Source organism: Paraburkholderia sp., from assembly GCF_035948235.1.
Classification (GTDB): Bacteria; Pseudomonadota; Gammaproteobacteria; order Burkholderiales; family Burkholderiaceae; genus Paraburkholderia.
In genome coordinates, this window is record NZ_DASZJJ010000092.1 from 1 (window position 1) to 13,140 (window position 13,140).

The window sequence follows — 13,140 nt, forward strand, 5'->3', positions numbered from 1 at the left end:
GTCTTCATCGAGGATGCCGCGATCATTGGCTGTACCCTTTTCTCTCGATATCAGCCGGTGCGCCGGTTTATCGACCGGCTGCACCGCACAATTTTTACTATGCCGCTAATGCGTGCGGCGCCATGCTCATCGGAGCGGGGCGCCGCAGAACAACACAACATATGGTGTAAAGCCGTGCTTCGGGTACGAAGTATAGTGGAAGTTGCCAGTCGGTCAACGGCTAAATTTCCTGGCAAAAGTCTTGACAAGCAAGACGCTGGCGCGAAGCCCAGACCCCGTGGGCATTCGGGGCAAACGGCGCTTTGCGTGCGTCAGAAAGTCCGCACGCCCCGCTACGGGTATCGGCGGGAAAGGCTCTTCCGTTTAGTTGCGCTTCACTGCATCACAACGCGTCGCGCGCATGGAGATAGGGAAAGAACACATCGCCGAGTTGCGTCTCGCGCTGCAGACGCGTCCACTCGAAATGCGGTCCCGGATCGGTCTTGCGCCCGGGCGCAATGTCCGAGTGCCCCGCCACCGAATCGATTGGATAGTGCGCGCACAACGCCCGCACGAGGGGCGCGAGTGTCGCATATTGCGCGGCTTCGAAGGGCTTCGTGTCGCTGCCTTCAAGTTCGATGCCGATCGAAAAATCGTTGCAGCGCTCGCGGCCGAAGAAGTTCGACAGGCCCGCGTGCCATGCGCGCTCGTCACAAGAGACGAACTGTTCGAGCGTGCCGTCGCGATGGATCACGAAATGCGCAGAAACTCGCACGCCGCGCAGATGCGTATCGAAGTACGGATGCGCATCGCAGTCGAGGCGATTGAGAAACAAATCGGCGATCTCGGGGCCGCCGAAGGTGTCGGGCGGCAGACTGATGTTGTGCACGACGATCAGCGTCGGCACGGCGCCGCCAGGGCGCGCCTCGAAGTTCGGCGAAGGCAGACGGCGCGCGGCAGAAACCCAGCCCTGCGCATCGACCGCATACGCAGGCGGCGTTACATCGTGACTCATCGAGCGGGGCGATCCTGGCTGGTCTTGCGCGCGTCATAGGCACGCGCGTGCGCCGAGCTGCAGAAGCTCTGCGAGCCCACGCTCACCGATTCGCTGCGCGGCGCGTGCACGCCGCACTCGGCGCAACGCACCATCGGCTCGGCGAGCGCGCCGCCGTTCGCACCAGCAGGCGCATTGCCCTGCGTGCCGCCATTCTCGCGCCATGCGCCCTGCTGTCCCTGCTGACGCGGATCGGCGCCAGGACGCGCTTGCGGCTGCGCGCGGCGCAGCGTTTTGAAGAACCACTGGCCGACGAAGAACAGCAGGATCAGGAGAAGAATCTGTCTCATGGAATCAAACACGAATCAGCATGTGAAGCGGCATGTGAAGCGGCGCATCGCGGCGAATCAAACCACCGGACGATGCAACAGCACTTCGAACACAAAGCGGCTGCCGACATAAGCCAGCAACAGCGCGACGAACGACGCGATCACCCAGCGCAGCGCCGAGCGGCCACGCCAGCCCGAAATCTTGCGCGCGGTGAGCAGCGTGCCGAACATCAGCCACGAAAGAATCGCGAACACGGTCTTGTGATCGAGCGACAGCGGCCGGTCGATCAACTGCTCGCTGAAGACGATGCCCGACACCAGCGTGGCGGTCAGCAGCACGAAACCCGCGCCGATCAGACGGAACAGCAGCTTCTCCATCGTGAGCAGCGGCGGCAGCGTTTCGATCCAGTTCGACAGCCACCCGCCGCCCTTGTTGCCGGCGTTGCGCTGGAAGCCCGCCCCCTTGAGCGCATGCAGACGGCGCTCGACCGCGAGCATCAGCACGGCGTGCAGCGCGGCGATCGCAAAAAGACCGTAGGCCACGTTGGCGATCACGAAGTGCAGCTTGAAGAGCGGCGCGGCCGCATACGGCAGCACGCGCACGCCGCCAAAAATGAACGGCAAAATCGATGCGAGCGCGGCCAGCGGCAACAACAGCAGGCGCAGCCCGTCGAGCGAAAAGAAAAAGCTCTCGATCCAGTAGATCACCGCGCCAAGCCAGAACATCGCCGACAACGCAAACGCGAAGCCGAAGATCATTTCGTTGGCGGGGAAGATCGTCATGTGCAGCAACAGGCCGTGCGCCGCCAGCGCGACGAACAGCAAGGCGCGCGAGAACATGCCGAAGCTGCGCGCGCGCGCAGCCTCGGAGCCCGCGCCAGCAGGGCCTGCGAGGCCGACCGTCACCGGAACCGGCGGCACGCTGCCAAAGAGCGGCTCAACGCCGGCGCGGCGCAATGCACGCCAGTCGGCGGCGCACAGACCGCCGTACAGGAGCACGGTGAGGGCATACAGTACAATATCCATGTTCGAAGTTTACTATAGGCCCCCTGGCCGCGCGGGATCGCAACGAATCGCGACGCTCTCCCGCTCCACGCACCGGGCCGCACTGCTCACCGCCTCCCCATGCTCGACAATCTCACTCAACGGATGGCGCGCGTCGTCAAGACGCTGCGCGGCGAAGCCCGGCTGACCGAAGCCAATACGCAGGAAATGCTGCGCGAGGTCCGTCTCGCGCTGCTCGAAGCGGACGTGGCGCTGCCCGTCGTGCGCGAGTTCATCGCCAAGGTGAAGGAAAAGGCGCTCGGCGAGGAAGTGATCGCCAGCCTCTCGCCTGGCCAGGCGCTCGTCGGCGTGGTGCAGCGCGAGCTGACCGCCGTGATCGGCGGCGACTACGAAGGCAAAGCCGCCGAACTCAACCTCGCCGTCACGCCGCCCGCCGTCATCCTGATGGCCGGTCTGCAGGGCGCGGGTAAGACCACCACGGTCGGCAAGCTCGCCAAGCTGCTGCGCGAGAAGTACAAGAAGAAGGTCCTCACCGTTTCCTGCGACGTCTACCGCCCCGCTGCTATCGCGCAGTTGAAGACGGTGACGGAACAGGTCGGCGCCGACTTCTTCCCGTCGCAGCCGGACCAGAAGCCGGTCGATATCGCCGCAGCCGCAGTCGACTGGGCCAAGCGCCACTATCACGACGTGCTGCTCGTCGACACGGCCGGCCGCCTCGGTATCGACGAGGCGATGATGAACGAGATCACTGCGCTGCACGCCTCGCTCAAGCCCGCTGAAACGCTGTTCGTGGTCGACGCGATGCTCGGTCAGGACGCGGTCAACACCGCCAAGGCGTTCAACGACGCCCTGCCGCTCACCGGCGTCGTGCTCACCAAGCTCGACGGCGACTCGCGCGGCGGCGCGGCGCTCTCCGTGCGCCACATCACCGGCAAGCCGATCAAGTTCGTCGGCGTGGCGGAAAAGCTCGACGGTCTGGAAGTGTTCCACCCGGACCGCATGGCCAACCGTATTCTCGGCATGGGCGACATTCTCGCCCTCGTCGAAGAAGCGCAGCGCGGCGTGGATGTGCAGGCCGCCCAGAAGCTCGCCGACAAGGTCAAGAAAGGCGGCGACTTCGACCTCAACGATTTCCGCGCGCAGCTTTCGCAAATGAAGAAGATGGGCGGCCTGTCGTCGCTCATGGACAAGCTGCCCGCGCAGTTCCAGCAGGCCGCCTCGGGCGCCGACATGGGCCAGGCCGAAAAGCAGATGCGCCGTATGGAAGGCATCATCTGTTCGATGACCGCCCAGGAGCGCGCCAAGCCCGATCTCATCAAGGCCACGCGCAAGCGCCGTATCGCGGCGGGCGCGGGCGTGCAGGTGCAGGAAGTGAACCGTCTGCTCAATCAGTACGACCAGATGCGCACCATGATGAAGAAGCTCAAGGGCGGCAACCTGCAGAAGATGATGCGCGGCATGAAGGGCATGATGCCCGGCATGCGCTGATCGACGATCTATCCGATTCCCGGGCCGCGCGGCGCAGAGGCGCGCGGGCGGCCCGAACCGACGCGGCGCGCGAGCTGGATCATGAAGCGCGGGTTTTTGCTGTAGCGCGCGCCGTCGTTATTTTCCACACTGAATAGCTACAGCCACCGCCCCGCCAGAGTCATGAATCGCGAAGAAGCCCTCCATATTTTCCGCCACTCCGAAGAAATCGTTTCGGTGGGCGACGTCAATGCGTCGATCGGCCGGATGGCCGAAGCCATTCGCGCCGATATCAGCGAGGACTTCCCGCTCGTGCTGTCGGTGATGGGTGGCGCGGCCGTGTTCACCGGCATGCTGCTGCCGCACCTCGATTTCCCGCTCGAATTCGACTACATCCACCTCACGCGCTACCGCAACGCCATCAAGGGCAGCGCGGAGATGCAATGGCGCGTGGCGCCGCGCGAGTCGGTGAAGGATCGCGTCGTGCTGGTGCTCGACGACATCCTCGATGAAGGCGAAACCATGGCCGCGATCCGCGACCGCATCATGGACATGGGCGCGAAGCGTTTCCTCTCGGCCGTGCTGTGCGAGAAGATCATTCCGAAGGCCAAGCCGCTGCATCCGGATTACTGCGGCTTTTCGGTGCCGGACCGCTATGTGTTCGGCTGCGGCATGGATGCGAAGGGCTACTGGCGCAATCTGCCGACCATTCGCGCGCTGACCGAAGGTGCGTAGCGTAGGCAACCCGGCAGGCAGCTCAGCAGGCAGCCCGGCAGGCAGCTCGCTGCGCACGCAATGAAAAACGGCCCGTTCGGGCCGTTTTGCTTTTGAGGCTGCGTTCAGGACGCACGCATCAAAGGTGATGCACGAACGCGGCGATGCCCGCGAGAATCATCTCCACAGAAATCGCCACCAGCACGAGACCCATCAAGCGCTCGAAAGCCGTCACCACGCGCTCGCCAAGCCACTGCTGGATGCGCTCCGCCAGCACCAGCACGATCGCGCAGATCGCCATCGTCACGATCAGCGCGCCAATCCATTCGAACAATTTGCCCGGCGCCTGCGACGTCAGCAGCATGACCGTAGCCAGCGCCGAAGGCCCCGCCAGCGCGGGAATGGCCAGCGGCACGATAAGCGGCTCGCCGCCCTTGTCGCCGCCGCCGAACGGGCCGCCCGGATGCGGAAAGATCATGCGCAGCGCGATCAGAAACAGCACAATCCCGCCGCCGATGCGCAGCGACGTGTCCGTGAGCCCCATCATGCGCAGGAAGCCGTTGCCGGCCACCATGAAGATGAGCAGGATCACGAACGCGATCGCCACCTCACGCAGAATCACGATCGCCCGGCGCTCCCGCGCCACATGATGCAGGCAGCCGATGAAGAGCGGAATATTGCCGAGCGGATCGGTGATGAGCAGCAGCAGGATCGTCGCGGACAGGAAACTGTACTCCACGTTCGCAACGCTCCTTTAGCTGAAGTCAGTCGTGAAAAAGCGCATCAAGCCTGCAGCGCGGCGCGCACCTTCTGCGCCACCGTCTGCGCGGCCTCTTCGGCCGGCAGCAGCGTTGCTTCGGTATCGCGGCGGCCCTGGTACTCGATCTTGCCTTCCTTGAGGCCACGCTCGCCGATCACCAGACGATGCGGCACGCCGATCAGTTCCCAGTCGGCGAACATGACGCCCGGACGCTCGCCGCGATCGTCGAGGATCACGTCGATGCCCGCTTCGACCAGTTCGTTGTACACACGTTCGGCGTGCTCGCGCACGAGTTCGCTACGGTCCAGGCCCATCGGGCACACGACCACCTGGAACGGTGCGATCGATTCCGGCCAGATGATGCCCTTGTCGTCGAAGTTCTGCTCGATCGCCGCGCCCAGGATACGCGTGACGCCGATGCCGTAGCAACCCATCTGCATCGGTGCGGGCTTGCCGTTTTCCGCGAGGAAGGTCGCGCCCATCGCGTCGGAGTACTTGGTACCGAGCTGGAACACGTGGCCCACTTCGATACCGCGGCAGATGTCGATCACGCCCTGGCCGTCCGGCGACGGATCGCCCTTCTTCACGTTGCGGATATCAGCGACGACCGGCTCCGGCAGATCGCGGCCCCAGTTCACGCCCGTGGTGTGGAAGTCGACTTCGTTCGAGCCGACCACGAAGTCGCTCATGTTCGCGACCGTGCGGTCCGCGATCACCTTGACCGGCTTCTTCGTGTTGAGCGGGCCGAGGTAGCCCGGCGGCGTGCCGAACCACTCGACGATTTCGGCTTCGGTCGCCATGCGGAAACCGGCCAGGCCTTCGATCTTGGCCGCCTTGATCTCGTTCAGGTCGTGGTCGCCGCGCAGCATCAGCAGCCAGATGGTCGGCTCTGCGCCTTCCTTATCCGTCGCGAGGATGATCGATTTGATCGTGCGTTCGAGCGGCAGATCGAGCAGTTTCGCCACGGCTTCGCACTTCGCGGCGCCAGGCGTCGACGTCTTCGTGAGCGCTTCGGCGGGTGCTGCGCGCTCGGCGATGAGCGGCAGTGCTTCGGTCGCTTCGACGTTGGCGGCGAAATCCGAAGTCGGGCAGTAGGCGATATCGTCTTCGCCCGTTTCCGCGATCACGTGGAATTCGTGCGAGCCGCTGCCGCCGATCGAGCCGTTATCGGCCACGACCGCGCGGAACTTCAGGCCCAGGCGCGTGAAGATGCGCACGTAGGCGTCGTACATCTTCTGGTACGACAGCTTCAGACCGTCCACATCCTTATCGAACGAGTACGCGTCCTTCATGATGAATTCGCGGCCACGCATCACGCCAAAACGGGGACGGATTTCGTCGCGGAACTTCGTCTGCACCTGATAGAAGTTCACCGGCATCTGACGGTAGCTCTTGATCTGGTTGCGCGCGATGTCGGTGACGACTTCCTCGTGCGTCGGGCCCATGACAAAGTCCGTTTGCTTGCGGTCCTTGAAGCGCAGCAGTTCCGGCCCGTATTGCTCCCAGCGACCCGATTCCTGCCAGAGTTCGGCCGGCTGCACCGCCGGCATCAGCAGTTCGATGGCGCCCGCGCGGTTCATTTCCTCGCGCACGATCTGCTCGACCTTGCGGATCGAACGCAGGCCAACCGGCAGATAGTTGTAGATGCCGCCCGCGACGCGACGGATCATGCCCGCGCGGATCATCAACTTGTGGCTGACGATTTCGGCGTCAGCCGGCGCTTCCTTGAGGGTGCCGATAAAGAAACGGGAGGCTTTCATTCAGAGTTTTTTCCAAAAGCGGCGGCAACGGGAGGCCAGCCGAAAGAGTCCAACGGTGGAGTTCACAGACCCGACATTATGACAACGCCCCGGGCGCCACGCAGGTGAGGCCGGCGGGCGGCGCGGCGAATGGATTTTGCGCCATCGTGACAAAACGCTCCAAACTTCTGGCCGCCGGGTGCGTGAGGACCGTTATCTGTTTATAATCAAAGCAATTTTAAAGGATTCGAAGGTGGTTGTATGCTGGATCGTGAGGGGTTTCGCCCGAACGTCGGCATCATCCTCTTGAACGCGCGAAACGAGGTGTTTTGGGGCAAACGGGTTCGCGAACATTCCTGGCAGTTTCCGCAAGGGGGCATCAAATATGGTGAGACCCCCATGCAGGCAATGTATCGGGAGTTGCACGAAGAAACCGGTCTGCATCCGGAGCACGTCAAGATCGTCGGTCGCACACGCGACTGGCTGCGTTATGAGGTGCCGGACAAGTTCATCAAGCGCGAAGTGCGCGGCCATTATCGCGGTCAGAAACAGATCTGGTTTCTGCTGCGCATGGTCGGGCGCGATTGCGATATCTGCCTGAGGGCAACGGAGCATCCTGAGTTCGACGCGTGGCGCTGGAATGAATACTGGGTGCCGCTCGAAGCGGTCATCGAGTTCAAGCGCGACGTCTATCAACTGGCGCTGACCGAACTGTCGCGATTTTTGCGGCGTCCGGCCATGCCGCGAGTCGAGCGCGTCAATGCGCACGGCCCGCACGGACATGAGGTGCGCTACCCGCGCCTCATCGCGACGGCGCACGCCCAGGCGGTGGAATTCGAACCCACATTCGTGGATGTAGCCGATCACGCCACGCTGGATCGCGACTGCGACCCCGCGGGGAGTATGATCGAGCCTGCGCCGGACGAGCACGGCTAATTCCTGCAAATTCCCTGGGGATGTTTGCCGGGATTTGCCGCCGCCACGTCGCACCAACGCCCGGACCGGCCAAGGCGTGCGCTGCGCACTCTGCTGTGCGGCGCACGGCGGTCCGCATTCGCGGCGCCGCGCATTCGTGCGCGCTGCCCCGTGCATCGAAGGAATATCACTTGAAACGATTGGCTCTTGCTGCGGTGTGCGCCGCGGCCGCAAGTAGCGTCCTGCTGTCCGCGTGCGGCAGTTCCGGCCCCACCAACAAGGACGACAGCACGTTCGCCTACCTGCTCGACCGCAAGGGCGAGTGGACGGAAAACAAGCTCGAAAGCCTGCCGGCGCTGCCCGGAGCGAACGCCACGCTGTACGGCTTCGACGTCTCGAACAACACGCCGCTGAAGTTCGCCGTCGATCCCGCCTCGCTGACCGTCGGCACCGACGGCGTGGTGCGCTACGTGATCGTCATCACGAGCCCGAACGGCGCGCGCAACATCAACTACGAAGGCATCCGTTGCGACACCTACGAGTGGCGCCTCTACGCGAGCCTGAACGCCGACCATAACGGCTGGGACCAGACCGTCGCGAACAACTGGTCGCGCATCGAGAACGGCGAGCTCAACGCCTACCAGTCGCGGCTCTATCAGGACTACTTCTGCGCGAACAAGATGCCGATCGGCAAGGCTGCAGTGATCAGCGAGAATCTGCGCTTCGGCCGCACGCAATCGACGCTCGTGCGTTGATTCAATGCGCTGAACCCGGCGCCATCCGCATACGAAAAAGCCGCAGCAGTCATCGACTGTTGCGGCTTTTTTCTTTGTGCCCTGAAGCGCTTCAGACCAGCACGAGATTGTCGCGATGGATCAGTTCCGGCTCGAGCATATAGCCGAGCACGCCTTCGATCTCGCCGCTCGGATGACGCTGGATCAGCTTCGTTTCCGAGCTGCTGTAATTGGTGAGGCCGCGCGCGACTTCCTGGCCCGCAGGATTCAGGCAGGCGATCACTTCGCCGCGCGCGAACGCGCCCTGCACACCCACTACGCCGATCGGCAGGAGGCTCTTGCCGTCCGCCGTGAGCTTTTGCACCGCGCCGTCGTCGATCACGACATGGCCGCGCACCTGCAGATGATCGGCCATCCACTGCTTGCGCGCCGCCATGCGCGCCGTACGTGCAATCAGTTGTGTGCCGATCGCCTCGCCTTGCGCGAGCCGCACCAGCACCGCTTCCTCGCGGCCGCTGGCGATCACAGTATTCGCGCCGCTATGCGCCGCGCGCTTGGCCGCAAGAATCTTGGTGAGCATGCCGCCGCGACCGATGCTCGAACCCGCGCCGCCCGCCATGGCTTCGAGTTCCGGCTTGCCAGCGTCGGCTTCCTGCACGAGCGTGGCCGCCGGATCCTTGCGCGGATCGGCGGTATAAAGGCCGCTCTGGTCGGTGAGGATGATGAGCGCGTCGCCTTCGATCAGGTTGGCGACCAGCGCGCCCAGCGTATCGTTGTCGCCGAACTTGATTTCGTCGGTGACGACCGTATCGTTCTCGTTGATGATCGGCACCACGCCCAGACGCAGCAGCGTAAGCAGCGTCGAGCGCGCGTTCAGATAGCGTTCGCGATCCGCGAGATCCGCGTGCGTGAGCAGGATCTGCGCGGTGCGAATATTGTGTTCCGCGAAACGGCTTTCATAGACCTGCGCGAGTCCCATCTGGCCGACGGCGGCCGCCGCCTGCAGTTCGTCGATCTCGCGTGGGCGTTTGGTCCAGCCCAGACGTTGCATGCCTTCGGCAATCGCGCCCGAACTCACGAGCACGACTTCCTTGCCCTGCGCACGCAGCGCCGCAATCTGCGCGGCCCATCGGCCAATGGCCTCATGATCGAGCCCGCGGCCATCGTTGGTGACGAGGCTCGAACCGACTTTCACTACCAGACGCCGGGAATCGGCGATGACGGAACGCATGCTGCGCGGTCTCCCCAAATGACTGATGACGCGTGAAGCTGCCGGCGCGGACCGCGCGCCGGCACGAACGGTGATTTATTCCTGCGGTTCCTGCGCGACGCCGTTGCCGCTCGCGTTACCCTGACCCGGCACGCCGTCACGGAAGCGCACGTCGGAGGCGAGGTCTTCGGCTTCCTCCGCACGACGCGCGTCCGAATGCGCGGACACGTAGTCGTAGATCGCGTAGCAGAGATTCTCGCAGCCCTGCCCCGTGAGCGCCGAAATCTCGAACACCGGGCCGTCCCACTCGAAGCGCTTCACGAAGTCGGCGATGCGCTCGGCACGCTCCTCTTCCGGCACCATGTCGAGCTTGTTCAGCACGAGCCAGCGCGGCTTCTCATAGAGCGTCTCGTCGTACTTGCGCAGCTCGCCGACGATGGCCTTTGCATCCGCAACCGGATCGACCGAGTCGTCGAACGGTGCGAGGTCGACCAGATGCAACAGCACGTTGGTGCGCTGCAGGTGACGCAGGAACTGGTGGCCAAGGCCCGCACCTTCTGCCGCGCCTTCGATCAGACCAGGAATGTCGGCGATCACGAAGCTCTTGCTCGGGCCCACACGCACCACGCCCAGATTCGGCGCAAGCGTCGTGAACGGGTAGTCGGCGATCTTCGGCTTCGCGTTCGACACCGACGAAATGAAGGTGGACTTGCCCGCGTTGGGCATGCCGAGCAGGCCGACGTCGGCCAGCACCTTCAGTTCCAGGCGCAGCATGCGGCGCTCGCCGGGCTTGCCGTCGGTCTTCTGACGCGGCGCGCGGTTGGTGGACGACTTGAAGTGCAGGTTGCCGAGGCCGCCCGCGCCGCCTTGCGCCACGATCACGCGCTGGTCGTGTTCGGTCAGGTCGGCGATGAACTCGCCGGTTTCCATGTCGGTGATGGTCGTGCCCACCGGCATGCGCAGCGTAATGTCGTCGCCGCCCTTGCCGTAGCAGTCCGCGCCGCGGCCGTTTTCGCCGTTGCGCGCCAGGTGCTTCTTGGTATAGCGGTAGTCGATCAGCGTGTTGATGTTGCGATCGGCGATCACGTAGACGCTGCCGCCCCGCCCGCCGTCGCCGCCGTCCGGCCCGCCGAACGGGACGAACTTCTCGCGCCGCATCGACGCGCTGCCATCGCCCCCATCGCCGGCGATGACTTCGATCTTCGCTTCGTCAATGAACTTCATGCGTTACTCCGTCCCGTAATCGGTGAATCGTCGGTAAATCGTTATTGTGCCCACGTATTGTGCTCGCCGGGGCCAATGCTTGCCCACCTGGCCGAATGGCCAGGCGCCGGTCCAAAGCGGGGACCAGCGGCGCTGCACCCAGGCGTGGCCCGGGGTGCAGATAAAGAAAAAGCCCCGCAAACTTCGCGGGGCCTTCCTTGCGTCGATTGCTAGCAGCGGAAACTTAGGCTGCTACCGGGACGACGTTGACCATGTGCTTGTTAGCTGCGCCCTTGGTCGAGAACGCGACGTGGCCGTCGACCAGCGCGTAGAGCGTGTGGTCCTTGCCGATGCCGACGTTCAGGCCCGGGTGCATACGCGTACCGCGCTGGCGAACGATGATGCCGCCTGCGAGGATAGCCTGGCCGCCGAACACCTTCACGCCAAGTCGTTTCGACTCTGAGTCGCGGCCGTTACGTGACGACCCGCCTGCCTTTTTGTGTGCCATTTGTTTGCTCCTTTACCTGCGTGCGCTTACGCGTTGATAGCGTCGATGCGCAGTTCGGTGTAGTTCTGGCGGTGGCCGCCATGCTTCTGGTAGTGCTTCCGGCGACGCATCTTGAAGATGGTCACTTTGGCGTGTCGGCCTTGCGACACAACGGTGGCCTTGACGGAAGCCCCACTGACCAGCGGCGTACCGAACTTAATCGATTCGCCTTCGCCCACTGCGAGAACCTGGTCGAGCGTGATTTCTGCGTCAATGTCAGCCGGTATCTGTTCTACTTTAAGTTTTTCGCCAACGGCAACTTTGTACTGCTTGCCGCCGGTTTTTATGACCGCGTACATTGAGAACCTCACTCTAAAATATCTTTTCAGGCACACTGCGCGCCCGAAACCTTAGATTATACATAGAGTTAGCTTCGCGGTCAAAAGGATTGACAAGTACCGATCCCGTGTTCCTGCGCGCGGTGCAGCGGGCGTCCGCAACCGGCGCAAACGCCTTGTCCCACAAGCCCGAAATAGAGGGAACCATCAGCCGGAAGGCAGAGCTGCGTCCGGCCCGCGGCCGATTCGCCTTATAATCCGCGGCACTACCTCTATTTGCCATCATGTCGTCCACCGCCACCCCTACCCCCAGCGCAGCGACCCTGCTTGCGCCCATCGCCAGCGACATGGAGCAGGTGAATCGTGTCATCCGGCAGAGTCTGGCGTCCGAGGTGATGCTGATCAACCAGATCTCCGAGTACATCATCAGCGCGGGCGGCAAGCGGCTGCGCCCGGCCCTGCTGCTGCTCGTGGCAGGCGCACTGGGCGACCGCAGCACACATCGGCACACGCTCGCGGCCGTCGTCGAGTTCATCCACACCGCCACGCTGCTGCACGACGACGTCGTCGACGAATCCGACCTGCGACGCGGCCGCCAGACGGCCAACGCGCTGTTCGGCAACGCGGCCAGCGTGCTGGTGGGCGACTATCTGTACTCGCGCTCGTTCGAAATGATGGTGGGCGTGGGCAAGATGCGCGTGATGGAAATTCTGTCGCAAGCCACCACGATCATTTCCGAAGGGGAAGTACTGCAACTCCTGAACATGCATGATGCGGACGTCGATACCGAACGCTACATGCAGGTTATCCGATATAAGACGGCGAAACTGTTCGAGGCGGCAGCGCAACTGGGCGCGGTACTTTCGGGGGCGGACGCCCGCACCGAAGAAGCCGCAGCGGAATACGGCCGCCGCATGGGCACGGCGTTCCAGATCATGGACGACTGGCTCGACTACACCGGCACGGCTGAATCGATGGGCAAGAACGCCGGCGACGATCTGCGCGAAGGCAAGCCTACGCTGCCGCTGATCTGGCTGATCGAACACGGCACGGCCGCCGAAGCGGCGCTCGCACGTGAGGCAATCGAGCAAGGCGGCACCACGCGCTTCGACGAAATCTTCGCGGCGATCACGCGCTCGGGCGCGCTCGATCACACGCTTCAGTGCGCTAAGGCAGAAGCCCAGGCAGCCGCCGATGCAATTTCTTCATTTCCCTCTTCCCAATACAAAGAGAGCCTGCTAGAATTATGTTCTTACTCGACGACGC

Annotated in this window: 14 protein-coding genes; 5 read left to right on the forward strand and 9 right to left on the reverse strand. The window is 63.5% G+C overall.

The window, feature by feature from the left end:
* Positions 1 to 382: 382 nt before the first annotated feature.
* From ampD to VG320_RS07660, 3 genes are read right to left on the reverse strand one after another with little or no spacing between them, the layout of a single operon-like run.
* A complete protein-coding gene (ampD, locus tag VG320_RS07650; RefSeq protein ID WP_327199528.1) occupies positions 383 to 994 on the reverse strand; it encodes a 1,6-anhydro-N-acetylmuramyl-L-alanine amidase AmpD in 612 nt (203 codons plus the stop codon).
* Positions 991 to 1,323 carry a PP0621 family protein gene (locus tag VG320_RS07655; protein ID WP_327199529.1) on the reverse strand — a complete coding sequence of 111 codons (333 nt, stop codon included), beginning with the start codon at positions 1,321 to 1,323 and terminating at the stop codon, positions 991 to 993. Before VG320_RS07655 ends, ampD begins: the two co-directional genes overlap by 4 nt.
* 57 nt (positions 1,324 to 1,380) lie before the next feature.
* Positions 1,381 to 2,328 (reverse strand): cytochrome C assembly family protein, encoded by a 948-nt coding sequence (locus tag VG320_RS07660; RefSeq protein ID WP_327199530.1) that lies wholly within the window; start codon positions 2,326 to 2,328, stop codon positions 1,381 to 1,383.
* A 99-nt stretch (positions 2,329 to 2,427) separates the two neighbouring features.
* Between VG320_RS07660 and ffh the strand changes: the two genes are divergently transcribed.
* Positions 2,428 to 3,795 carry a signal recognition particle protein gene (gene ffh, locus VG320_RS07665; RefSeq protein ID WP_327199531.1) on the forward strand — a complete coding sequence of 456 codons (1,368 nt, stop codon included), beginning with the start codon at positions 2,428 to 2,430 and terminating at the stop codon, positions 3,793 to 3,795.
* A 162-nt stretch (positions 3,796 to 3,957) separates the two neighbouring features.
* A complete protein-coding gene (locus VG320_RS07670; protein ID WP_327199532.1) occupies positions 3,958 to 4,509 on the forward strand; it encodes a hypoxanthine-guanine phosphoribosyltransferase in 552 nt (183 codons plus the stop codon).
* A 118-nt stretch (positions 4,510 to 4,627) separates the two neighbouring features.
* Here the strand turns inward: VG320_RS07670 and VG320_RS07675 are convergent, their stop codons facing one another.
* Together VG320_RS07675 and VG320_RS07680 are read right to left on the reverse strand one after the other, a co-directional pair.
* The gene (locus tag VG320_RS07675; RefSeq protein WP_027817971.1) at positions 4,628 to 5,227 is read right to left on the reverse strand and encodes a MarC family protein; all 600 of its coding nucleotides are present in this window, start codon (positions 5,225 to 5,227) and stop codon (positions 4,628 to 4,630) included.
* 44 nt (positions 5,228 to 5,271) lie between these two features.
* The gene (locus VG320_RS07680; protein ID WP_327199533.1) at positions 5,272 to 7,008 is read right to left on the reverse strand and encodes a proline--tRNA ligase; all 1,737 of its coding nucleotides are present in this window, start codon (positions 7,006 to 7,008) and stop codon (positions 5,272 to 5,274) included.
* A gap of 240 nt (positions 7,009 to 7,248) precedes the next feature.
* Here VG320_RS07680 and VG320_RS07685 point away from each other — a divergent pair, with 240 nt between their 5' ends.
* Positions 7,249 to 7,923, forward strand: coding sequence for an RNA pyrophosphohydrolase (locus tag VG320_RS07685; protein ID WP_327199534.1), 675 nt, complete (start codon positions 7,249 to 7,251; stop codon positions 7,921 to 7,923).
* A 170-nt stretch (positions 7,924 to 8,093) separates the two neighbouring features.
* On the forward strand, positions 8,094 to 8,657 hold the full coding sequence (locus VG320_RS07690) for a CNP1-like family protein (RefSeq protein ID WP_327199535.1): 564 nt from the start codon (positions 8,094 to 8,096) through the stop codon (positions 8,655 to 8,657).
* Positions 8,658 to 8,748: 91 nt separating this feature from the next.
* Here VG320_RS07690 and proB read toward each other — a convergent pair whose 3' ends face one another.
* From proB to rplU, 4 genes are all read right to left on the reverse strand, one after another.
* Positions 8,749 to 9,867 carry a glutamate 5-kinase gene (proB, locus tag VG320_RS07695; protein ID WP_327199536.1) on the reverse strand — a complete coding sequence of 373 codons (1,119 nt, stop codon included), beginning with the start codon at positions 9,865 to 9,867 and terminating at the stop codon, positions 8,749 to 8,751.
* Between the two features lie 75 nt (positions 9,868 to 9,942).
* Positions 9,943 to 11,070: an Obg family GTPase CgtA gene (cgtA, locus tag VG320_RS07700; protein WP_327199537.1), complete on the reverse strand. Its 1,128-nt coding sequence runs from the start codon at positions 11,068 to 11,070 to the stop codon at positions 9,943 to 9,945.
* Between the two features lie 223 nt (positions 11,071 to 11,293).
* The gene (gene rpmA, locus VG320_RS07705) at positions 11,294 to 11,557 is read right to left on the reverse strand and encodes a 50S ribosomal protein L27 (protein WP_027817977.1); all 264 of its coding nucleotides are present in this window, start codon (positions 11,555 to 11,557) and stop codon (positions 11,294 to 11,296) included.
* Positions 11,558 to 11,583: 26 nt separating this feature from the next.
* Complete coding sequence (rplU, locus tag VG320_RS07710; RefSeq protein WP_007180329.1) at positions 11,584 to 11,895, reverse strand: 50S ribosomal protein L21; 312 nt, start codon at positions 11,893 to 11,895, stop codon at positions 11,584 to 11,586.
* A 263-nt stretch (positions 11,896 to 12,158) separates the two neighbouring features.
* Between rplU and VG320_RS07715 the strand changes: the two genes are divergently transcribed.
* Positions 12,159 to 13,140, forward strand: a 982-nt coding sequence (locus VG320_RS07715; protein WP_327199538.1) for a polyprenyl synthetase family protein, incomplete at its 3' end; no start/stop codon positions are given.

What these genes read in the sequence shown, in the direction of transcription:
- VG320_RS07655 (WP_327199529.1), bottom strand. Translation starts at nt 1,323, where the DNA reads ATGAGACAGATTCTTCTCCTGATCCTGCTGTTCTTCGTCGGCCAGTGG.
- ampD (WP_327199528.1), bottom strand. Translation starts at nt 994, where the DNA reads ATGAGTCACGATGTAACGCCGCCTGCGTATGCGGTCGATGCGCAGGGC.
- VG320_RS07670 (WP_327199532.1), top strand. Translation starts at nt 3,958, where the DNA reads ATGAATCGCGAAGAAGCCCTCCATATTTTCCGCCACTCCGAAGAAATC.
- VG320_RS07685 (WP_327199534.1), top strand. Translation starts at nt 7,249, where the DNA reads ATGCTGGATCGTGAGGGGTTTCGCCCGAACGTCGGCATCATCCTCTTG.
- cgtA (WP_327199537.1), bottom strand. Translation starts at nt 11,070, where the DNA reads ATGAAGTTCATTGACGAAGCGAAGATCGAAGTCATCGCCGGCGATGGG.
- ffh (WP_327199531.1), top strand. Translation starts at nt 2,428, where the DNA reads ATGCTCGACAATCTCACTCAACGGATGGCGCGCGTCGTCAAGACGCTG.
- rplU (WP_007180329.1), bottom strand. Translation starts at nt 11,895, where the DNA reads ATGTACGCGGTCATAAAAACCGGCGGCAAGCAGTACAAAGTTGCCGTT.
- VG320_RS07660 (WP_327199530.1), bottom strand. Translation starts at nt 2,328, where the DNA reads ATGGATATTGTACTGTATGCCCTCACCGTGCTCCTGTACGGCGGTCTG.
- VG320_RS07680 (WP_327199533.1), bottom strand. Translation starts at nt 7,008, where the DNA reads ATGAAAGCCTCCCGTTTCTTTATCGGCACCCTCAAGGAAGCGCCGGCT.
- rpmA (WP_027817977.1), bottom strand. Translation starts at nt 11,557, where the DNA reads ATGGCACACAAAAAGGCAGGCGGGTCGTCACGTAACGGCCGCGACTCA.
- proB (WP_327199536.1), bottom strand. Translation starts at nt 9,867, where the DNA reads ATGCGTTCCGTCATCGCCGATTCCCGGCGTCTGGTAGTGAAAGTCGGT.